Annotated in this window: 23 protein-coding genes; 17 read left to right on the forward strand and 6 right to left on the reverse strand. The window is 72.6% G+C overall.

The genetic code is table 11. From position 1 onward, the window contains the following. Positions 1–25: 25 nt before the first annotated feature. Positions 26–847 carry an ABC transporter permease gene (locus tag ACFYZB_RS03495; protein ID WP_351209274.1) on the forward strand — a complete coding sequence of 274 codons (822 nt, stop codon included), beginning with the start codon at positions 26–28 and terminating at the stop codon, positions 845–847. Positions 848–881: 34 nt separating this feature from the next. Continuing rightward, on the forward strand, positions 882–1,520 hold the full coding sequence (locus ACFYZB_RS03500; RefSeq protein ID WP_388753801.1) for an AAA family ATPase: 639 nt from the start codon (positions 882–884) through the stop codon (positions 1,518–1,520). Positions 1,521–1,623: 103 nt separating this feature from the next. Here ACFYZB_RS03500 and ybaK read toward each other — a convergent pair whose 3' ends face one another. The 4 genes from ybaK to ACFYZB_RS03520 form a co-directional block, all read right to left on the reverse strand. Beyond that, on the reverse strand, positions 1,624–2,124 hold the full coding sequence (gene ybaK / locus ACFYZB_RS03505; RefSeq protein ID WP_388753804.1) for a Cys-tRNA(Pro) deacylase: 501 nt from the start codon (positions 2,122–2,124) through the stop codon (positions 1,624–1,626). A gap of 18 nt (positions 2,125–2,142) precedes the next feature. Then, a complete protein-coding gene (locus ACFYZB_RS03510; RefSeq protein ID WP_388753807.1) occupies positions 2,143–2,883 on the reverse strand; it encodes an LON peptidase substrate-binding domain-containing protein in 741 nt (246 codons plus the stop codon). 11 nt (positions 2,884–2,894) lie between these two features. Next, positions 2,895–3,947: a hypothetical protein gene (locus tag ACFYZB_RS03515; protein ID WP_388753810.1), complete on the reverse strand. Its 1,053-nt coding sequence runs from the start codon at positions 3,945–3,947 to the stop codon at positions 2,895–2,897. Positions 3,948–4,157: 210 nt separating this feature from the next. Continuing rightward, positions 4,158–5,735 carry an oxidoreductase gene (locus ACFYZB_RS03520; RefSeq protein WP_388753813.1) on the reverse strand — a complete coding sequence of 526 codons (1,578 nt, stop codon included), beginning with the start codon at positions 5,733–5,735 and terminating at the stop codon, positions 4,158–4,160. A gap of 162 nt (positions 5,736–5,897) precedes the next feature. On the opposite strand from ACFYZB_RS03520, the gene hisD reads away from it, so the two are divergent. The 10 genes from hisD (at position 5,898) to ACFYZB_RS03570 (ending at position 13,541) form a co-directional block, all read left to right on the forward strand. After that, positions 5,898–7,223, forward strand: a complete 1,326-nt coding sequence (gene hisD / locus ACFYZB_RS03525; protein WP_388753816.1) for a histidinol dehydrogenase — start codon at positions 5,898–5,900, stop codon at positions 7,221–7,223. After that, positions 7,220–8,326, forward strand: a complete 1,107-nt coding sequence (locus tag ACFYZB_RS03530; RefSeq protein WP_388753818.1) for a histidinol-phosphate transaminase — start codon at positions 7,220–7,222, stop codon at positions 8,324–8,326. The genes hisD and ACFYZB_RS03530 overlap by 4 nt, the downstream gene beginning before the upstream one ends. Then, positions 8,323–8,916 carry an imidazoleglycerol-phosphate dehydratase HisB gene (gene hisB, locus ACFYZB_RS03535; protein WP_030783530.1) on the forward strand — a complete coding sequence of 198 codons (594 nt, stop codon included), beginning with the start codon at positions 8,323–8,325 and terminating at the stop codon, positions 8,914–8,916. The genes ACFYZB_RS03530 and hisB overlap by 4 nt, the downstream gene beginning before the upstream one ends. Positions 8,917–8,920: 4 nt before the next feature. Then, the gene (locus tag ACFYZB_RS03540) at positions 8,921–9,085 is read left to right on the forward strand and encodes a hypothetical protein (protein WP_351209282.1); all 165 of its coding nucleotides are present in this window, start codon (positions 8,921–8,923) and stop codon (positions 9,083–9,085) included. Beyond that, complete coding sequence (gene hisH / locus ACFYZB_RS03545; protein WP_388753821.1) at positions 9,082–9,729, forward strand: imidazole glycerol phosphate synthase subunit HisH; 648 nt, start codon at positions 9,082–9,084, stop codon at positions 9,727–9,729. The genes ACFYZB_RS03540 and hisH overlap by 4 nt, the downstream gene beginning before the upstream one ends. Before the next feature lie 3 nt (positions 9,730–9,732). Next, entirely contained in the window at positions 9,733–10,458 is a 726-nt protein-coding gene (gene priA, locus ACFYZB_RS03550; protein ID WP_351209284.1) for a bifunctional 1-(5-phosphoribosyl)-5-((5-phosphoribosylamino)methylideneamino)imidazole-4-carboxamide isomerase/phosphoribosylanthranilate isomerase PriA, read from the forward strand. Beyond that, on the forward strand, positions 10,455–10,847 hold the full coding sequence (locus ACFYZB_RS03555; RefSeq protein WP_388753824.1) for a RidA family protein: 393 nt from the start codon (positions 10,455–10,457) through the stop codon (positions 10,845–10,847). The genes priA and ACFYZB_RS03555 overlap by 4 nt, the downstream gene beginning before the upstream one ends. 6 nt (positions 10,848–10,853) lie before the next feature. After that, positions 10,854–11,609, forward strand: a complete 756-nt coding sequence (hisF, locus tag ACFYZB_RS03560) for an imidazole glycerol phosphate synthase subunit HisF (protein WP_388753827.1) — start codon at positions 10,854–10,856, stop codon at positions 11,607–11,609. Between the two features lie 84 nt (positions 11,610–11,693). Beyond that, positions 11,694–12,284 (forward strand): ArsR/SmtB family transcription factor, encoded by a 591-nt coding sequence (locus ACFYZB_RS03565; RefSeq protein ID WP_388753830.1) that lies wholly within the window; start codon positions 11,694–11,696, stop codon positions 12,282–12,284. Positions 12,285–12,299: 15 nt separating this feature from the next. Continuing rightward, complete coding sequence (locus tag ACFYZB_RS03570; RefSeq protein WP_388753832.1) at positions 12,300–13,541, forward strand: MFS transporter; 1,242 nt, start codon at positions 12,300–12,302, stop codon at positions 13,539–13,541. A 57-nt stretch (positions 13,542–13,598) separates the two neighbouring features. Here ACFYZB_RS03570 and ACFYZB_RS03575 read toward each other — a convergent pair whose 3' ends face one another. Continuing rightward, the gene (locus tag ACFYZB_RS03575; protein WP_351209289.1) at positions 13,599–14,234 is read right to left on the reverse strand and encodes a TIGR03085 family metal-binding protein; all 636 of its coding nucleotides are present in this window, start codon (positions 14,232–14,234) and stop codon (positions 13,599–13,601) included. Between the two features lie 139 nt (positions 14,235–14,373). Between ACFYZB_RS03575 and hisI the strand changes: the two genes are divergently transcribed. Next, positions 14,374–14,775 carry a phosphoribosyl-AMP cyclohydrolase gene (hisI, locus tag ACFYZB_RS03580; RefSeq protein WP_388753835.1) on the forward strand — a complete coding sequence of 134 codons (402 nt, stop codon included), beginning with the start codon at positions 14,374–14,376 and terminating at the stop codon, positions 14,773–14,775. An 11-nt stretch (positions 14,776–14,786) separates the two neighbouring features. Next, positions 14,787–16,268 carry an anthranilate synthase component I gene (locus ACFYZB_RS03585; RefSeq protein WP_351209291.1) on the forward strand — a complete coding sequence of 494 codons (1,482 nt, stop codon included), beginning with the start codon at positions 14,787–14,789 and terminating at the stop codon, positions 16,266–16,268. Positions 16,269–16,274: 6 nt separating this feature from the next. Here ACFYZB_RS03585 and ACFYZB_RS03590 read toward each other — a convergent pair whose 3' ends face one another. After that, complete coding sequence (locus tag ACFYZB_RS03590) at positions 16,275–17,492, reverse strand: peptidase S8 (protein WP_388753838.1); 1,218 nt, start codon at positions 17,490–17,492, stop codon at positions 16,275–16,277. A gap of 259 nt (positions 17,493–17,751) precedes the next feature. Between ACFYZB_RS03590 and ACFYZB_RS03595 the strand changes: the two genes are divergently transcribed. From ACFYZB_RS03595 to ACFYZB_RS03605, 3 genes are all read left to right on the forward strand, one after another. Beyond that, positions 17,752–18,390, forward strand: coding sequence for a TIGR02234 family membrane protein (locus ACFYZB_RS03595; RefSeq protein WP_388754551.1), 639 nt, complete (start codon positions 17,752–17,754; stop codon positions 18,388–18,390). Positions 18,391–18,561: 171 nt separating this feature from the next. After that, positions 18,562–18,822: an HGxxPAAW family protein gene (locus ACFYZB_RS03600; protein WP_351209294.1), complete on the forward strand. Its 261-nt coding sequence runs from the start codon at positions 18,562–18,564 to the stop codon at positions 18,820–18,822. Positions 18,823–18,947: 125 nt separating this feature from the next. After that, positions 18,948–19,400 (forward strand): DUF2752 domain-containing protein, encoded by a 453-nt coding sequence (locus ACFYZB_RS03605; protein ID WP_388753841.1) that lies wholly within the window; start codon positions 18,948–18,950, stop codon positions 19,398–19,400. Positions 19,401–19,518 lie beyond the last annotated feature (118 nt).

A 19,518-nucleotide genomic window follows, 5' to 3' on the forward strand; every position in this document is an offset into this window, starting at 1 on the left:
CCGCAGGGAAGAGGAGCAGCTCGTCGTGAGTGTCGTACCCGCCGAGGTTCTGGGGAGCGGCGGCCGGGTGGTGCCGGAGACGGCGCCGGGCCCGGCCGAGCTCGGTCCGGCCGCGCGGCTGTGGCCGTCGCTCGCGGCCGTCTACCGGGCGCAGCTGTCCCGCGCCCGGGTGGCGCGGATCCCGCTGCTGTTCGTGGCCACCTTCCAGTCCGTCGGCATCGCCGTGATGATGCGGGGGGTCGTCGACAGCGGCGGTGAGGCCCGGTCCGTGGTGGCGGGGTCGTCGGTGCTGGTCGTCGCGTATGTGGCGCTGAATCTGCTGTCGCAGTACTTCGGGCAGCTGCGGGCGAGTGGGGGGCTCGATCACTACGCCACCCTGCCGGTGCCGCCCGCGGCCGTGGTGCTGGGCGCGGCGGCGGCGTACGCCTCCTTCACCGTGCCGGGGACGCTGGTGACCGCCGTCTTCGGGTGCGTCCTGTTCGGACTGCCGCTGGGCAATCTGTGGATCCTCGTGGCCGTGATCCCGCTCGCCGGGGCCGCGCTGTCCGGGCTCGGCGCCGCCTGCGGGTTGCTCGCGCCGCGGCCCGAGCTGGCCACGCTGCTCGGGCAGCTGGGCATGTCGGCGGCGCTGCTGCTGGGAGTGCTGCCGGCCGACCGGATGCCGGAGATCGTACGGCTGGCGCGGGATCTGCTGCCGTCGACGTACGGTGTGGAGGCGTACGCCAGGACCTTCGCGGCCCATCCGGACTGGGCCGTCGTCCTGGCCGACCTGGGGGTGTGCGCGGGTGTCGGAGTCGTCTCGCTGGCGGTGGCGGCCCGGGCGTACCGCAGGGCCGCCGTCCGGTGACGCGGCGCACAGCACGACCTGGCACGATGTCAGGGTGACCGCACCGCTGACTCCGCCCACGCCGCCGCACAACCAGTCCTCGAACGATGTCTGGCAGGCTCCGCCGCCTGCCGGGACGTCCAGGGGCGTGTACGAACAGGACGGCCCCGGGATGAAGACCGAACTGCGGGACGCCGCCGTGATCACGGTGGGCGTGGCGTTGAGCGGGGTGCTGCTGGGGCTGCTGTGGTGGTGGCTGGCGCCGCATGTGCCGCTGGTCGGTGACGTGGTCGACAAGAGCTGGGTCGTCTACCTCAAGGACAGCGAGGGCGAGCAGGCCGTGGGGGTGGACGGCACGTTCACCCTGCTGGGGCTGGGCTTCGGGATCGTCAGCGCGGTGGTCGTCTTTCTGGCGCGGCGGCGTGGGGGTGTGCCGGTCGTGGTGGCACTCGGACTCGGCGCGCTGCTCGGGTCGCTGCTGGCGTGGCGGCTGGGGATATGGCTCGGACCCACCTCCGACGTGCTGGCGCATGCCAAGCAGGTGGGGAAGGGGGGGACCTTCTCGGCACCGCTGAAGTTGGGGGCGAAGGGCGCGCTGCTGGCCTGGCCGTTGGGAGCGCTGTTGGTTCACCTCGGGCTCACGGCGTTGTTCGGGCCGCGTGATCCCGAGGTGCCGTATCCGCAGCAGCCGTGACCAGGGGGCTCCGCCCCCTGGACCCCCGTTTCCTCCCGCCCGCCCGACTCGGCCGGCTGAGAGGGCACCCACCCGGCCGAGCTCGTTCCTCAGGCGCCCGGCGTCAGCCCCGCCCGATCGGCGCCAGCACCGCGTTCGTCAGTTTCGCCAGATCCCCCGGCGCCAGCTCCACCTCCAGACCCCGCCGCCCCGCCGACACGCAGATCGTCTCGTGGGCCTCGGCCGAGTCGTCCAGGACCGTCGGCAGCCTCTTGCGCTGGCCGAGGGGCGAGATGCCGCCCCGCACATAGCCGGTCGTCCGCTCGGCGAGTGTCGGGTCGGCCATCGTGGCGCGTTTGCCGCCCACCGCCGTCGCCAGGGCCTTCAGGTCCAGGGAGCCGGACACCGGGACCACCGCGACGGTCAGGGCGCCGTCGACGTCGGCCACCAGGGTCTTGAAGACGCGGTCGGGGGAGACGCCCATCGCCTCGGCCGCCTCCTCGCCGTAGGAGGGGTGGGAGGGGTCGTGGTCGTAGGAGTGGACCGTGAAGTCCACGCCGGCCGACGACAGGGCGACCGTCGCGGGGGTGCCGCCGGACTGCTGTTTCTTCGGCTTCTTCGCCATCGGTGAGTGCTGGGCCCCTCAGTTCAGACTGGTCGGCGTCCGCGTCAGCTCGAACGCGGGCAGCGAGGGCAGGCTACGGATGATGGCCGTCTCGCCGCGAAGGAGTTTCAGCTCGTCGCGCAGGCGGGACGCGGTGTCCGGGGCCTGGAGCAGCCGTTGCTTGGTGGGAGTGTCGTGCACCATCGCCGCCGCCACCAGGTAGGACACCACGGACGGGTCGTCCGGGAGGTCCGCCCCCGTCGACAGCGAGCGCTCGCGGGCGCCCGCCAGGCGCTTCTGGTACTGGCGGAAGGAGCGCAGCACCCCCTCGGCGAGCGCGCCCGCCTCGTCGCCCGGCTCCTCCGGCAGTTCCTCCAGCTCCGCCGTCAGGAACGGGCCCGACGCGTCGACGGAGAGCAGCCGTACCCGGGTTGTGCCCGTGGCCAGCACCTCGAACGTGCCGTCGGCCCGCTCCCGGATGGTCGCGGCGTCCGCCACACAGCCCACCCCGTGGAAGGCCTTGAGCGGGTCCGGGCCGAAGCCCGCGGACGGTCCCCGGTCGGGCTGGGCCGTGGGGTCCGGCATGCCGGGGGCGCTGGGCGCCACCTCGTGGCCGTCGCGGATGGCCACGACGGCGAACCGGCGCGGCTCGTCCTCCGGTGTCTTGAGCAGCTCGCGCATCATCGCGCGATAGCGCTCCTCGAAGACGTTCAGCGGCAGCACGAGCCCCGGGAACAGCACCGTGTTCAGCGGGAAGAGCGGGAGTCGGACGGTGGTCACGACGCCTCAGCCTAGTGGTCACCGGCAGCGGCGTGTCCGCCGTGCTCGCCGAGGGGGGCCGGGGACACCGGGATCAGCCCGGCCGGGGCAGGCGCGCAGGCCGCCGTCAGCAGGTGTTCGCGCACCTGCAGGAAGTGGCCGAGCGGGTCCTCGGCGAACCGTTCCCAGGGGAAGGACGTGGCGTACGGGCCGATCCGGTACAGCTCGGCGCGGGCGTCCTCCCAGCGGTCCAGGCGCAGCAGGACGTACAGGAGCTTGTTGCGGATCTCGGCGGGCCACGGGTCCGCCGCGGGGAAACGCGCGGAGAACGCGATCGCGCGGTCGGCGGCGGCGTGCAGACGGGCGCGCGGCACCTCCGGGCCGCGGCCGTCGGTCAGGTAGCCGAAGCCGGCCCGGGCCGGCAGGGCCTGGACGGGCGAGTCGGCCGGGGCGTCCTGCGCGGCCCGCTCGGCGAAGTCGAAGCAGGCGTCGTGGGAGTCGCGCCGGAAGCTGGCCAGGTAGCGCAGGGCGGCCACATGACAGCCGTAGTGGTGCGGGGCGCGGCGGACGGCCGCCTCCCACAGCTCCCCGAAGTACCGGTGGCCGGCCCGCGAGCCGCGCGCATGGTCCAGGGCGACCCGCCAGGGCACCGGGTCGCGGTCGTCGGCGCGGGCGGCGGCGGTGATCAGCGGGCTGACCTCGCGCAGCAGCTCGGTACGGGCCGGCGACGGCCAGGCGTGGTCCACCGCCAGCTGTGCCCCGACCAGCAGCGTGCCCGCGTCCTCCGGGGCGTGCGCGCGCCAGGCCTCGAACCACTCGGGGCGCGAGCGGGCGAAGGCGGCCAGGCGCCGGACGTACCGGTCGTGGTTCTCCCACTCGGCCGCGGCGCGGGTGGTGGCGAGCAGATCGGCCGCGGCCCGGTACTCGCCCCGACCGGCCCCGACCAGCACGGGGGAGAGGCGGGCGTCGGGCGCGTCGAGCACGATCTCGTCCCCGGTCGGCGGTCGGCCGGCCGGGCGTGCGGAGCGTTTGGTCATCCGGGTCGGGCGGATGAACGGTGGGAGCGCAACCATGGTGCCGACCATTGAAAGACCGCAGGTCGGCCCCGCGCCAGAGGGTGTGGGGAAGTCGCAGAAAGTTGTACGGTCCGCGGTCAAGGACCGGTAAAGGGTGACTGTTCCGTCTTTGTCCTGCACAAACGCCGTCCGGCTCGGCCCAGCCTCTGTCCGGGTCGGCTCGCCCCTGTCCGGACCGGCTCGGCCCCTCTGTCCGCGTCGGCTCAGCCACTCGCCGGCTCAGCTCCGCCGCAGCAGCCGGGTGGCCCCCGCGGCCACCGTCGTCGCAAGGATCCAGCCGAGCAGGATCATCACGGCCGCCAGCCACTGCCAGCCGCCGCGCAGCTGCCACTGGCCGACCTGGCCCAGGTCGATCACCGGCAGCAGCAGGTCCAGCGTGAACAGGGCCGGGCTCCAGTACGGGTGGCTGTCGTGATTCACCGGCGGATGGTCCGCGTGGGCGAACGCCAGCGTGCCCGCCGCCCACAGCACCGCCATCCACACCGCGGCCCGGCCGGGACGGTAGCCGTAGGCCACGGTCCAGTCCTGCACGAATCCCCAGACCTTCCCGGCCGGCGGCAGCGTCTCGCGGCGCCGGCGCTGCTTGGCGAGCAGCACCTCCCGCGCGTCCTCGTCCTCCCCGGCGGCCCGCAGCACCGCCGCCAGCCGCTCGTACGGCTCCGGTGCGTACTCCGCGGTGGCCGCCGCCACCCAGTCCAGCCGGCCGGTCAGCGGGAACGGGCCGCGCGGGACGAGGTTCTCGTACACGAACCCGCCCATGTGCAGATTGCCGGGGCCCGGCCAGCTCGCCGCCCGGTCCACCAGGCTGACGATCCGCGCGCCGGACAGCACCACCTTGCCGCGCTGCGGCCCGTCCCCGAGGAAGCGCAGCTCCGACGCGTGCACCCGGCGCAGTGACAGCTCCTGGTCGTCGGTGAGGGTGAACCGGGCGCGTTCGAAGTCGACGGCGTCCCCGAACCGTCCGTCGTCCAGCCGTATCCCGCCCCGGCACGCGAAGCGCTGGATCCGCGTCCCGCGCGCCGGTGTCGTGCCGCTCAGCAGCGGGCTGCCCACGCCGGCCGGGGTCAGGTACAGGGTCCGCTCGACGGTCAGCTGGGGCGCGTTCAGGGCGTAGCGGGAGTAGGGGTTGTCCAGGTTCGCGCCGCGCAGGCTCAGCGACACGCCGACCTTGGCGCCGCGCAGCCGCAGCTCGCCGTGCGACTGGAGCATCTCCGCCTGGAGGTCCTGGCCGACGGTCATGCCGTCCGCCGAGATCGACCGCCCGCTGCGATCGCGGTACGCCACCGCCTCGTTGAGCATCAGATCGGTGCCGATGCGCGCGTCCGTCAGCCGGGCCCCGTTCTGGAACCGGCAGCGCGGCAGGTGCAGGTCGCCCTCGGTGTGCACCCGGGCCGCCTCCAGCCGGGGCACCGCGCAGTCCACCATCCGCAGGGTCGTGAACCGGGCCTCCGGCAGCAGGACCTCCTCGTCGAAGCGGCAGCCGCGCAGCTCGACGTACGGCCGTACCGTGCCGCCCGACAGGTCCAGCGTGCCGGTGATCCGCACGCCGGTCAGCTTCAGCGAGGACACCCGGCCCGCGAGCGCCGGCGGGCCGTCCAGCAGCAGCCAGGCCACGATCCGCGCCCGCACCGCGCGCTCCGGACCCCAGGGGTGTCCGCCGTGCGGATCGTCCACCACGGCGTCCCCGCAGCTCAGGTCGTACACACTGCCGTTGCGGAAGGCCTGCCACATGCCCGCCTCGGCCGCGGTCAGCTCGTCCGGCAGGTCCCCGGCGACGAAGCCGGCCCCCTCGGTCACCTTTGTCCTCTCCCGTCCGGCGGTTCCGTACCACCGTTGATGCCCGCTGAGTGACTGCCGGAACACTAGAGGTGAGGGCGATCTTCCGGGTTCCGCCACATTCTGTATCAGCCATTGATACGCGCCCACGACTCATGACACCGGTCTGAGAGAATTGGGACTGTGATCTCCCGAATCGATCTGCGCGGCGACGCCCTTCCCGAGGGCCTCGCCCTGCGCGACCTGCTGCCCCGAGCCGACTTCGACGTATCGGCCGCCCTGGAGAAGGTGCGTCCGATCTGCGAGGCCGTGCATCATCGTGGCGACGCGGCGCTGATCGACTTCGCCGAGAAGTTCGACGGAGTACGGCTGGAATCCGTCCGTGTCCCGGCGAAGGCGCTCACGGACGCGCTGGCGGCCCTCGACCCGGCCGTGCGTGCCGCGCTGGAGGAGTCCATCCGCCGCGCCCGCCTGGTCCACCGCGAGCAGCGCCGCAGCACCCACACCACCCAGGTGGTGCCCGGTGGCTCCGTCACCGAGAAGTGGGTGCCGGTCGAGCGCGTCGGGCTGTACGCGCCGGGCGGGCGGTCCGTCTACCCCTCGTCCGTGATCATGAACGCCGTGCCGGCCCAGGAGGCCGGGGTCGGGTCGATCGCGCTCGCCTCCCCGCCCCAGGCGGAGTTCGGGGGGCTCCCGCACCCGACGATCCTCGCCGCCTGCGCGCTGCTCGGTGTGGACGAGGTCTACGCGGCCGGCGGCGCCACCGCCGTCGCGATGTTCGCCTACGGCACCGAGTCCTGCCCGCCGGCCAACATGGTCACCGGCCCCGGCAACATCTGGGTCGCCGCCGCCAAGCGCTTCTTCACCGGCAGGATCGGCATCGACGCCGAGGCCGGCCCGACCGAGATCGCCGTCCTCGCGGACGACACGGCCGATCCGGTGCACGTGGCCTCGGACCTGATCAGCCAGGCCGAGCACGACCCGCTCGCGGCGGCCGTGCTGGTGACCGACTCCGTCGAGCTGGCGGAGGCGGTGGAGAAGGAGCTCGAGCCGCAGGTCGCGGCCACCAGGCACGTCGAGGACCGGATCGTGCCCGCCCTCAGGGGCAGGCAGTCCGCGATCGTGCTGGTCGACGGCATCGAGGAGGGCCTCAGGGTCGTCGACGCGTACGGCGCCGAGCACCTGGAGATCCAGACCGCGGACGCCGCCGCGGTGGCCGACCGGGTGAAGAACGCGGGCGCGATCTTCATCGGCCCCTGGGCCCCCGTCTCGCTCGGCGACTACGCGGCCGGGTCCAACCACGTCCTGCCCACCGGCGGCTGCGCCTGCCACTCCTCGGGCCTGTCCGTCCAGTCCTTCCTGCGCGGCATCCACATCGTGGACTACACCAGGGACGCGCTCGCCGAGGTCGCCCATCACGTGGTGACGCTGGCGGAGGCGGAGGACCTGCCGGCGCACGGCGCGGCGATCAAGGCACGTTTCGGGTGGAAGGTTCCGACGAGCAAGTGACCGGCATCGACGATCTCCCCGTACGGGACGAGCTGCGCGGCAAGTCCCCTTATGGCGCGCCCCAGTTGGACGTCCCCGTACGGCTGAACACCAACGAGAACCCCTACCCGCTGCCCGAGCCTCTGGTCGAGCGGATCACCGAGCGGGTGCGGGAGGCCGCCCGCGACCTGAACCGCTACCCGGACCGGGACGCGGTCGAGTTGCGCACCGAGCTGGCCACGTACCTGACGAAGACGGGCAAGTACCCGCTCGGCATCGAGAACGTGTGGGCCGCCAACGGCTCCAACGAGGTCATCCAGCAGCTGCTGCAGACCTTCGGCGGGCCGGGCCGTACGGCGATCGGTTTCGAGCCGTCGTACTCGATGCACGCGCTCATCGCGCGCGGCACCGGCACCGGCTGGATCTCGGGTCCGCGCAACGAGGACTTCACCATCGACGTCCCGGCGGCCGTCGAGGCGATCGCCGAGCACAAGCCGGACGTCGTCTTCATCACCACCCCCAACAACCCCACCGGCAACGCGGTCGCGCCGGAGACGGTCCTCGCGCTGTACGAGGCGGCACAGGCGGCCAAGCCGTCGATGGTGATCCTGGACGAGGCCTACATCGAGTTCAGCCACGGCGCCTCGCTGCTGCCGCTGCTGGCGGGCCGCCCGCACCTGGTGATCTCCCGGACGATGTCCAAGGCGTTCGGCGCGGCGGGCCTGCGCCTCGGCTATCTCGCCGCCGACCCGGCGGTCGTGGACGCCGTCCAGCTCGTCCGGCTGCCGTACCACCTGTCGGCGGTCACCCAGGCGACCGCCCTGGCCGCCCTGGAGCACACCGACACGCTGCTGAAGTACGTCGAGCAGCTCAAGGCGGAGCGGGACCGGCTCGTCGCCGAACTGCGCGCGACCGGCTACGAGGTCACGGAGTCCGACGCGAACTTCGTGCAGTTCGGCCGGTTCGCCGACGCCCACACCGCCTGGCAGAAGATCCTCGACCGGGGCGTCCTGGTCCGGGACAACGGCGTACCGGGGTGGCTGCGGGTGTCCGCCGGCACCCCGGAGGAGAACGACGCGTTCCTCGACGCGGTCCGTGAGTTGAAGAAGGAGCAGAGTTCATGAGCCGCGTGGGACGCGTGGAGCGCACGACCAAGGAGACCTCCGTCCTGGTCGAGATCGACCTCGACGGCACCGGGAGAACCGACATCGCCACCGGCGTCGGCTTCTACGACCACATGCTCGACCAGCTCGGCCGCCACGGTCTGTTCGACCTGACCGTGAAGACCGACGGCGACCTGCACATCGACTCCCACCACACCATCGAGGACACCGCCCTCGCCCTCGGCGCCGCCTTCAAGCAGGCGCTGGGCGACAAGGTGGGGATCTACCGGTTCGGCAACTGCACGGTTCCGCTGGACGAGTCCCTCGCCCAGGTGACCGTCGACCTGTCCGGCCGCCCGTACCTCGTGCACACCGAGCCCGAGAACATGGCGCCGATGATCGGCGAGTACGACACCACGATGACCCGGCACATCCTGGAGTCCTTCGTCGCCCAGGCGCAGATCGCGCTGCACGTGCACGTGCCGTACGGGCGCAACGCGCACCACATCGTGGAGTGCCAGTTCAAGGCCCTCGCCCGGGCGCTGCGGTACGCCTCCGAGCGCGACCCGCGCGCTGCCGGCATCCTCCCCTCCACGAAGGGCGCGCTGTAAAGCCATGAACAGCCTCTCCACCCTGCTGATCGTCGTCGGCCTCTTCCTGGTCGGCGGCATCATCTCCTTCGTCAAGCAGAAGATGCCCACGAGCCTGATCGTGCTGCTCTCCCTCGGCGCGGGCCTGTGCCTCGTCGCGGGCGTCATGCGGCTGGGGGTGTGGAATTGACCGCAGTCGCGAAGAAGGTCGTCGTCGTCTTCGACTACGGCTTCGGGAACGTCCGTTCCGCCGAGCGTGCCCTCGCGCGCGTGGGTGCCGATGTCGAGATCACGCGCGACTTCGACAAGGCCATGAACGCCGACGGACTGCTGGTGCCGGGCGTGGGCGCCTTCGCCGCCTGCATGCAGGGCCTGCGCGCCGCGCGCGGTGACTGGATCGTGGACCGCCGGCTGTCGGGCGGCCGCCCGGTGATGGGCATCTGCGTCGGCATGCAGATCCTGTTCGCGCGCGGCATCGAGCACGGCGTGGAGGCCGAGGGCCTGGACGAGTGGCCCGGCACGGTCGCCCCGCTCGAGGCCGACGTTGTGCCCCACATGGGCTGGAACACCGTCGAAGCCCCCGCCGACTCGGAGCTGTTCGCCGGCCTGGACGCCGACGCCCGCTTCTACTTCGTGCACTCCTACGCCGTCCACGACTGGGCCCTGGAGACCAACAACCCGGTGATCGCGGCCCCCAAGGTGACCTGGTCGACGCACGGCAGGCCGTTCGTGGCCGCCGTGGAGAACGGTGCCCTGTGGGCCACGCAGTTCCACCCCGAGAAGTCCGGCGACGCCGGCGCCCAGCTCCTCACCAACTGGATCGGAACCCTGTAGACCATGGCCAAGCTCGAACTCCTCCCCGCCGTCGACGTCCGCGACGGCCAGGCCGTCCGCCTCGTGCACGGCGAGTCCGGGACCGAGACCTCCTACGGCTCCCCGCTTCAGGCCGCCCTCGCCTGGCAGCGGTCCGGCGCCGAGTGGCTGCACCTGGTCGACCTGGACGCGGCCTTCGGCACCGGCGACAACCGCGAGCTGATCGCCGAGGTCGCCAGGGCGATGGACATCAAGGTGGAGCTGTCCGGCGGCATCCGTGACGACGCCTCGCTGGCCGCCGCCCTGGCCACCGGCTGCACCCGCGTGAACCTCGGCACGGCCGCCCTGGAGACCCCGGAGTGGGTCGCCAAGGTCATCGCCGAGCACGGCGACAGGATCGCGGTCGGCCTGGACGTGCGGGGCACGACCCTGCGCGGCCGCGGCTGGACCCGCGACGGCGGCGACCTCTACGAGACGCTGGAGCGCCTCGACAAGGAGGGCTGCGCCCGCTACGTCGTCACCGACATCGCCAAGGACGGCACCCTGCAGGGCCCGAACCTTCAGCTGCTGAGGAACGTGTGCGCGGTGACGGACCGCCCGGTGGTGGCCTCCGGCGGCGTGTCGTCCCTGGACGACCTGCGCGCCATCGCCGAGCTGGTACCCCTCGGTGTCGAGGGCTCCATCGTCGGGAAGGCCCTGTACGCGAAGGCGTTCACCCTGGAAGAGGCCTTGGAGGCTGTGTCGTCATGAGCGATGCCGTGCGGCGCGTGCAGAGCGGAAGTCCCTGGGAAGAGAGCTTCGGTTTCGCACGCGCCGTCGCGGCGGGGGACCGGGTGCTGGTGGCGGGCACGACGTCCTTCAAGGGCACCGTGCTGTACGGCGAGGGCGACCCGTACGAACAGGCCAAGGTGGCCTTCACCAGCGCCGTCGAGGCGATCGGCGAGTTCGGACTCGGGATCGACTCGGTCATCCGTACGCGGATGTACCTGACCCATGTGCGGGACGTGGACGCCGTGGGCCGGGCGCACAAGGAGATCTTCGACTCCGTACGCCCGGTCTCGACCCTGCTGGTCGTGGAGGGGTTCGTCGATCCGCGCATCCTGGTCGAAGTAGAACTCGAAGCATTCAGAGGAGCCTGAGCACTCATGACCCTGGCGGTCCGAGTCATCCCCTGCCTGGACGTGGACAACGGCCGGGTCGTCAAGGGCGTCAACTTCCAGAACCTGCGCGACGCGGGCGACCCCGTCGAGATGGCCAAGGTGTACGACGCCGAGGGCGCCGACGAGCTGACGTTCCTGGACATCACCGCGTCCTCGGGCAACCGGGAGACGACGTACGACGTGGTGCGGCGCACCGCGGAGCAGGTGTTCATCCCGCTCACGGTCGGCGGCGGTGTCCGTACGGCCGAGGACGTGGACAAGCTTTTGCGGGCGGGCGCCGACAAGGTGGGCGTGAACACCGCCGCGATCGCCCGCCCCGAGCTGATCCGCGAGATCGCCGAGCGCTTCGGCCGCCAGGTCCTGGTCCTGTCGGTCGACGCCCGCCGCACCGAGTCGGGGACCTTCGAGGTCACGACCCACGGCGGCCGGCGCGGCACCGGCATCGACGCCGTCGAGTGGGCGCACCGGGCGGCCGAGCTGGGCGCGGGCGAGATCCTGCTCAACTCGATGGACGCGGACGGCACCAAGGACGGCTACGACCTGGAGATGATCGCGGCGGTCCGCAAGCACGTGACCGTCCCGGTGATCGCCTCGGGCGGCGCCGGCAAGCTGGCCGACTTCCCGCCGGCGATCGAGGCGGGTGCCGACGCCGTGCTGGCCGCGTCCGTCTTCCACTTCGGCGACCTGCGGATCGGCGAGGTGAAGGAGACGCTGCGGACGGCGGGACACCCCGTGCGCTGACGACGCGCCGAGCCTCAGCAGACACGAAAGGGAAGTTGCGCAAAATCTGTTGTGCAACTTTTCTTTCGTATCTACGGTGGATGCATGACGGGCAAGGAGAGGGACCGCCGGATCACCGACCTGGGCACGCTCAAGGCGCTCGCGCATCCGCTGCGGTTGAAGCTGTACCGGGGGCTGACCATCGCCCGGGTGGCGACCGCCTCGCAGCTGGCCGAGCAGGTCGACGAGGCGGTGTCGCTGGTGAGCTACCACCTGCGCAAGCTCGCCGAGCACGGGCTGATCGAGGAGGCGGAGCCGCAGAGCGGGGACGGCCGCGAGCGTTGGTGGCAGCCGGCCTCCGACGGCGTGCGCATCCACGACGAGGACTTCCGGGACGGTCCGGAGAAGGCGGCCGCGCACACCGCGGCCAGCCGGCTGTTCTTCGAGCAGCGCGCCGGCCTGTACCGCCGCTTCCTCGACGAGCGGGCCCACTGGAGCGAGGAGTGGCAGGACGCCGCGGAGTCCTCCGAGTCGGTGCTGCGGCTGACCGCGGCCGAGCTGTCCGAGCTGAACAGGGAGATGCTCGCCCTCGTCCGCAGATACGAGGAGCAGGGCCGGACCGCCGACGCCGTCGGCGACACCGAGGACCGCGAGAACGTCGCGGTGCACACCTACGGCTTCCCGTTCCGGCCCTGAGAGGACCCTCCCGCCGTGACCGCCACGCTGACCACGCCGCCGGTCACCACGCCGGCCCACCGCGACCCCAACGTCCGGCGCTGGCTCGCCGCCTACACCTCCTCGATGCTCGGCGACAACGTCTACTACATAGCCCTGTCCTGGGCCGCGGTCCGGTCCGGGACCCCGGCGCAGGTCGGGCTCGTGATGTCGGCGAGCGCGCTGCCCCGGGCCGTGCTGATGCTGGGCGGGGGAGTGGTCGCCGACCGGTTCGGGCCGCGCCGGGTCGTCATCGGCAGCGACGCCGCGCGCTGCGCGGCCGTCCTCGCGGTGGCCGCCCTGCTCTTCCTCTCCCACCCCGGACTGTGGCTGCTCACCCTGCTGGCGCTGGTCTTCGGCGCGGTCGACGCCGTCTTCGTGCCCGCCGTCGGCGCACTCCCGCCCCGGCTCACCGGGAAGGACCAGCTCGGCCGGGTCCAGGGCATGCGGAGCCTCGCCATCCGCTTCGCCGCCGTCGTCGGCGCCCCGCTCGGTGGGCTGGGGGTGGCCGCCGGCGGCGCTCCGGCCGCGTTCGCCCTCGCCGGGCTGCTCGTCGCGGTGTCCGTGCCGCTGCTGGTCACCGTACGGGTACGGGACCTGCCGGCGGACGACGCGGCCAGGGTGCCCGGTACCGCGTGGAGCGACCTGAAGGCCGGTCTGCGCCACATCCGCGGCCACCGCGTCCTCGCCCCGCTGATGCTGGCCATCGCCCTCGGCGACCTCGGGTTCGTCGGCCCGCTGAACGTCGGGCTGACCCTGCTCGCCGACCGGCGCGGCTGGGGCGCCTCCGGCATGGGCTGGGTGCTCGCCGGGTTCGGCGTCGGCGCGGGCGCCGCCTCGCTGCTGCTGGCCGTGCGGGGGCGGCTGCCCCGCGCCGGGCTCGTCGCCGGGTGGACGATCACCGTCGGCTCGGCGGCCGTCGGTGCCCTCGCCCAGGCCCCCACCCTCCTGGCGGCCGTCGGCACGGCCCTGGTCGTGGGCCTGCTCACCGGGCTGAGCGGGGTGATGTGCGGCGCCCTGCTCCAGACCCACGCCGACCCGGCGTACCTGGGCCGCGTCACCGCCGTCTCCAGCCTGGTCAGCCTCGGTCTGACCCCGCTCAGCATGCCGCTCGCGGCGGCCGCGATCGGGGCCTTCGGGCTCGGGCCGGTCTACGCCGTCAGCGCCGGCGTCTGCGGTCTCGGCGGGGTCGTCGCCCTCGCCGTACCGGCCCTGCGCCGCGCGGAACTCCCGGGCTGAGCGCCGGTTCACTCCGTCGGTCGCACCAGCGTGCTCCCGGACCGTGAGCTTCCCGGCTCAGATGCCCAGCTGCCTGGACTCGTTCAGCTTGGCGATCGCGTCCGCCTCGCCCTCGACCTGAACCGTGGCCGCGTTCTGCCGGCCGAACGCGAACATCAGCAGCTCCGACGGCTCGCCGGTCACCGTCACCACCGGCGCGCCCCGGTGTGCCACCGCCGTCTGCCCGTCCGGGCGGCGCAGCACCAGACCCGTCGGCACCCCCCGGGCCACCAGCCGCGCCGTGCGCTCCAGCCGGGACCACAGGGCGTCCTGGAAGACGGAGTCCAGCTCGCGCGGGCTCCAGTCCGGCTGGGCGCGGCGCACGTCCTCGGTGTGGACGTAGAACTCGACGATGTTGGCCGCCTCGTCGACCTGCTTGAGCTGGAACGGGGAGAAGCGCGGCGGGCCGGTACGGATCAGCTGGACCAGCTCCTCGTACGGCTTCGCGGTGTACTCGGCCATCACCTTCTCCAGGCGCGGTACGAGCTGCTTGATCAGCGTGCCCCCGGCCGCGTCCGGGCGGCGCTCGCGCACGACCACGTGCGCGGCCAGGTCCCGGGTCCGCCAGCCCTCGCAGAGGGTGTCGGCGTCCGGACCGACGGTTTCCAAGAGGTCGGCGAGCAGCAGCCGTTCACGCTTGGCGAAGGTCGACATGGGATCAGCCTACGGCCAGGCGGCGAGTCCGCCCACCCGTCACCCGACCACCACCCCTCAACGAGGTGCTTCGCGCCGCCGTGACCATCCAATGGACACGGCACGGGCATGGTCGTACCCGCGCGGCACAATGGCACCCATGACCAGTTCGACCGGGACCCCCCGGCCCAGCAGCCTCGATCCGGAGATCGCCGCCCGCCTCAAGCGCAGCGCCGACGGTCTCCTGCCCGCCATCGCCCAGCAGTACGACACCGGCGAGGTGCTCATGCTCGGCTGGATGGACGACGAGGCGCTGCACCGCACGCTGACCACCGGCCGCTGCACCTACTGGTCGCGCAGCCGCCGGGAGTACTGGGTCAAGGGCGACACCTCCGGTCACTTCCAGTGGGTGAAGTCGGTCGCGCTGGACTGCGACGCCGACACCGTGCTGGTCAAGGTCGACCAGGTGGGCGCGGCCTGTCACACCGGCGCGCGCACCTGCTTCGACGAGGACGTGCTCCTCAAGGACGCCGATTCCGGCGCGACCACCTCCGATCAGTAGGGTCAGCCGCCATGGACCTCGAGACCTTCCGCAAGCTCGCCACCGACCGCCGCGTCATCCCGGTCACGCGCAAGCTCCTCGCCGACGGCGACACCCCCGTCGCGCTGTACCGCAAGCTGGCCGCCGAGCGCCCCGGCACCTTCCTGCTGGAGTCCGCGGAGAACGGCCGCTCCTGGTCCCGGTACTCCTTCGTCGGCGTCCGGTCCGCCGGGACGCTGACGGAACGCGACGGACAGGCGCACTGGCTCGGCACCCCGCCGGTCGGCGTCCCGGTCGACGGCGACCCCCTGAAGGCCCTGCGCGCCACCATCCAGGCCCTGCACACCCCGCACCACCAGGACGGTCTGCCGCCCTTCACCGGAGGCATGGTCGGCTACCTGGGCTACGACATCGTGCGCCGCCTGGAGAAGATCGGACCCGGCGAGCGCGACGACCTCAGGCTGCCCGAGCTGACCATGCTCCTGACCAGCGACCTCGCCGTGATGGACCACTGGGAGGGCTCGGTCCTGCTGATCGCCAACGCGATCAACCACAACGACCTCGACACGGGTGTCGACGAGGCCTACGCGGACGCCGTGGCCCGGCTCGACGCCATGGAGGCCGACCTCACGCGCGCGGTGGCCCAGCCCCCGGCCGTGCTGCCGCCGTCCGAGCTGCCCGAGTACACCGCGCTGTGGGGCGGCCCCGACTTCCAGGTGGCGGTCGAGGACGTCAAGGAGCGCATCCGCGCCGGCGAGGCCTTCCAGGTCGTGCCCTCCCAGCGCTTCGAGACCCCGTGCAGCGCCAGTGCCCTGGACGTCTACCGGGTGCTGCGGGCCACGAACCCGTCCCCCTACATGTACCTGTTCCGCTTCGACGGCTTCGACGTCGTCGGCTCGTCCCCCGAGGCCCTGGTGAAGGTCGAGGACGGGCGGGCCATGGTGCATCCCATCGCCGGCACCCGGCCCCGCGGCGCCACCCCGCAGGAGGACCAGGCCCTCGCGGAGGAGCTGATGGCCGACCCCAAGGAGCGCGCCGAGCACCTGATGCTGGTGGACCTCGGCCGCAACGACCTGGGGCGGGTCTGCGAGCCCGGCTCGGTCGAGGTGGTCGACTTCATGTCGATCGAGCGCTACTCGCACGTGATGCACATCGTCTCGACGGTCACCGGCAAGGTCGCCGAGGGCCGCACCGCCTTCGACGTGCTCACCGCCTGCTTCCCGGCGGGCACGCTCTCCGGCGCCCCCAAGCCCCGCGCGATGCAGATCATCGACGAACTGGAGCCGTCCCGGCGCGGGCTGTACGGCGGCTGTGTCGGCTACCTGGACTTCGCGGGCGACTCCGACACCGCGATCGCCATCCGTACGGCCCTGCTCCGGGACGGCACGGCGTACGTGCAGGCCGGAGCCGGCATCGTCGCCGACTCCGACCCGGTGGCGGAGGACCAGGAGTGCCGCAACAAGGCGGCGGCGGTCCTCCGCGCGGTGCACACGGCCAACAGGCTCAGCTCATAGGAGAGTTCAGCCGGTGAACGCGGTGGTGCCGTTCGGGGTGCCGAGCCCCGACGGCCCGTCGTACCCGGTGCCGCCGGTGCACAGGTACGAGCCGCCGCAGCTGCCGTTGGAGCCGCTGGTGACGTCGTTCAGCGCCGAGGTGTGCGCGTAGGGGAAGGACGCCGGGTAGGAGCCGGCGGACGGGGCGCCGGCCAGCGCGTAGGTCGCCGCGATCAGCGGCGAGGAGGCGCTGGTGCCGCCGAAGACCATCCAGCCGCTGCCCTGCCCGTAGGTGTCGTACACCGCGACCCCGGTGTTGGGGTCGGCGACCGCCGAGACGTCCGCGACCGTGCGGTTCGCGCAGCCCGAGTCCTTCTGCCAGCTGGGCTTGGCGTCGTCGGCGGAGCAGCCGGAGCCGGCCCCGCTCCACACCGTGTCGGTCCAGCCGCGCGCGTTGGACGCGGTCTTCAGGGACGTGCCGCCCACCGCCGTCACGTACCTGGAGGCCGCCGGGTACTCGACGCCGTAGCCGTTGTCGCCGGAGGAGACGGTGATGGCGACGCCCGGGTGGTTGAAGTAGGTGGAGTCGTACGTCGCGTCGCTGGAGGACTCGGAGCCGCCGTAGCTGTTGGAGACGAACTTGGCGCCCAGCCGCACAGCGGTGTTCACTCCCGTGCCCAGGTTGGTCATGCTGGCGGAACTGGCCTCCACCAGCAGGATCTTGCAGTTCGGGCAGGCCGCGCTGACCATGTCGAGGTCGAGGGATATCTCCTCGGCCCAGCCGGAGTTGCCGCGCGGGTACTTGGTGCCGCCGTTCTGGTCGACCTTCTTGAAGCAGCCGCTCGCGGTGGTGCAGGCGGACAGGCCGTACTGGGAGCGGTAGGCGGCGAGGTCGGACTCGGCGCTGGGGTCGTCGTAGGCGTCGACGATCGCCACGGTCTGGCCCGAACCGCCGGTCGCGGAGGGCAGGTTGTACGCCGACTGGAGCGAGGAGGGGCCGTAGCCGGAGGGAGTGGCGGCGGCCGTCAGACCGCTCTCGGCGTGCGCCGACATCGGGGTGCCCGAGGTGACCTGCAGGGCGTTGCAGGCCATCTGGTCCTTCTCCGTCGGCGCCGCGCACGCGTGGGCGACGGTGACGCCGTGGGACGAGGTGGTGGCCTGGGCCGCCTGGCCGACCGGGGCGGCCAGGGCGAGGGCGGCCGTGGCGAGCGTGGCCACGGCGGTGAGGGAAACGGTTCTGCGCAACGTACGTCCTCCACGAGGTGGGTGAACCGGGAAGAGGTGTGGGGGGTGCGCGGTGCCACCACGGCGCGGGGTGTCGCACCGGGGTCGCGCAGAACGTACGGACGCGGGGCCGCGTCAACAAGATGGATGTTGAAGGCGGAACGTTGCTTTGCCCTTCCTGGGGAATTCATGTGCCGTTCCTGGGCGGGGCATGGCGGAGATCTGGATCACCCATGGGTTGACGGACCCGGGTGTCGCTTCGCCCGGGGTTCACGCGATAGTGGAGTACGTGACTGCTGTTCCTCACCCCCGTTCCGAAGCCGCCGCGTCCGCCCGGTCCGGCCGGCGGAGCCTCGCCGTGGCCCTCCTGTGCGGTGCGCTCGGCGCGGCCGTGGCGCTGCTCGCGACCCGGCAGCGCTGGGCCGAGGGCACCGCGACGGTGGCCGGCGGTGCCTTCCCGCTCACCGCCAAGGGCAGCGACGTCACGGGCGTCCCCGCGGCCCTCGCCATAGTGGGCCTCGCCGCGCTCGTCGCCGTCTTCGCCGTACGCCGGGCAGGCCGCCTGGTCGTCGCCGGACTGCTCGCGCTGTCCGGCGCCGGCATCGTGGCCGCCGCCCTCGTGGCCGCCTCCGACAGCTCCGCGCTGGACGAGAAGGCCGCCCAGGCGAGCGGCGACACCTCCGCCACCGTCGCCGCGCTCAGCCACACCGGCTGGCCCTATGTCGCGGCCGCCGGCGGTGTGCTGATCCTCCTGGCCGGCCTGCTGGCGCTGCGCTACGGCAGCCGGTGGCCCGCCATGTCCGGCCGCTACGAGCGCGGCGCCGACCGTCCGCGCCGCAAGGCCCGGCCGGTCGACCCGGAACGGCCGGAGGAGATGTGGAAGGCCCTGGACCGGGGCGAGGACCCGACCGGGGCCTGACACCCACCACCGGATGTGGCGAACCAGACGCCACCCCCGCGTCCGGCACGCGCGCACGTACGGGACAATGGACGACGAGCGTCCGGCTCGGACAGTGACGGGCGGGCTCGGAGCCGTACGACACGTACGCCGCTCTCCTGGGACACGTACACAGCAACGAGGAGCACAGACATGGCGGGCAGCAGCCACGGCCACGGTCACACCCCGGCCGCCTGGACCGGTGTCATCATTTCCTTCATCGGTTTCTGCGTCGCGGGCGCCTTCATGGTGATGGGCCAGCCGGTCGGCTTCTGGGCCGGCATGGTGCTCATCCTGGCCGGTGCGGTGGTCGGCGGCATCATGCGCGCCATGGGCCTCGGCCAGAACCCCAAGCCCCTGAAGATGACCGGGGCACCCCTCGCCACCCGGGAGCCGGCCGGCGTGGAGAGCTGAGCCCTCCGCCTTCCCGCGAGGGGCGGTCCGCCATCCGAGAGGGTGCGGACCGCCCCTCGCGGTGTGTCCGGCCCCGCGGCCGCGGGCGGCGCGCGCGGCGCCGGCAGGCGGGAGACAATGTTCGGGTGAACGCCGACAGCCGCCCGTTCCCGCGCCTCGCCCCGGCCGCCGCCCCCGGCAGCCCGCTGTGGCGGCGCCTGGCTGTCCCCGCCGGACTCCTCACGGCCGTGGCCGCCGCCTTCGCCTACGTCGGCGCCGTCGACCCGAACGAACCCGGTCACTACCCCGTCTGCCCGCTGTACCGGCTCACCGGCCTGTACTGCCCCGGCTGCGGCGGACTGCGCGGCGCGCACGCCTTCGTCCACGGCGACCTGCTCACCGCGCTGCGCGACAACGTGCTGGGCGTGGCCGCCTACCTGGGCTTCGCGGTGCTGTGGACCGTATGGGTGGTCCACGCCGTGCGCGGCCGGCCGATGCGGCTGGATCCGCGGCCGGCGCACCTGTGGGGGATCGGCGCGTTGGTGCTGGTGTTCACGGCCGTCCGGAACCTGCCCCCGGGAGGCTGGCTGCATCCTTGATCACCCGGTGGACGTCCAGCCAGTGGGACCGGCGTCCACCGGATGCGAGGGCTCCGCGCTCCTGCGGATACCATCGCAGTGACCACGGGTTTTCAAAGCCTGGGTTTTCAAAACCTGA

Origin of the sequence: Streptomyces sp. NPDC001852, from assembly GCF_042891825.1 — a bacterium.
GTDB lineage: Bacteria > Actinomycetota > Actinomycetes > Streptomycetales > Streptomycetaceae > Streptomyces.

What these genes read in the sequence shown, in the direction of transcription:
- ybaK (WP_388753804.1), bottom strand. Translation starts at nt 2,124, where the DNA reads ATGGCGAAGAAGCCGAAGAAACAGCAGTCCGGCGGCACCCCCGCGACG.
- ACFYZB_RS03515 (WP_388753810.1), bottom strand. Translation starts at nt 3,947, where the DNA reads ATGGTCGGCACCATGGTTGCGCTCCCACCGTTCATCCGCCCGACCCGG.
- hisB (WP_030783530.1), top strand. Translation starts at nt 8,323, where the DNA reads ATGAGCCGCGTGGGACGCGTGGAGCGCACGACCAAGGAGACCTCCGTC.
- ACFYZB_RS03540 (WP_351209282.1), top strand. Translation starts at nt 8,921, where the DNA reads ATGAACAGCCTCTCCACCCTGCTGATCGTCGTCGGCCTCTTCCTGGTC.
- priA (WP_351209284.1), top strand. Translation starts at nt 9,733, where the DNA reads ATGGCCAAGCTCGAACTCCTCCCCGCCGTCGACGTCCGCGACGGCCAG.
- ACFYZB_RS03555 (WP_388753824.1), top strand. Translation starts at nt 10,455, where the DNA reads ATGAGCGATGCCGTGCGGCGCGTGCAGAGCGGAAGTCCCTGGGAAGAG.
- hisF (WP_388753827.1), top strand. Translation starts at nt 10,854, where the DNA reads ATGACCCTGGCGGTCCGAGTCATCCCCTGCCTGGACGTGGACAACGGC.
- ACFYZB_RS03565 (WP_388753830.1), top strand. Translation starts at nt 11,694, where the DNA reads ATGACGGGCAAGGAGAGGGACCGCCGGATCACCGACCTGGGCACGCTC.
- ACFYZB_RS03575 (WP_351209289.1), bottom strand. Translation starts at nt 14,234, where the DNA reads ATGTCGACCTTCGCCAAGCGTGAACGGCTGCTGCTCGCCGACCTCTTG.
- hisI (WP_388753835.1), top strand. Translation starts at nt 14,374, where the DNA reads ATGACCAGTTCGACCGGGACCCCCCGGCCCAGCAGCCTCGATCCGGAG.
- ACFYZB_RS03585 (WP_351209291.1), top strand. Translation starts at nt 14,787, where the DNA reads ATGGACCTCGAGACCTTCCGCAAGCTCGCCACCGACCGCCGCGTCATC.
- ACFYZB_RS03600 (WP_351209294.1), top strand. Translation starts at nt 18,562, where the DNA reads ATGGCGGGCAGCAGCCACGGCCACGGTCACACCCCGGCCGCCTGGACC.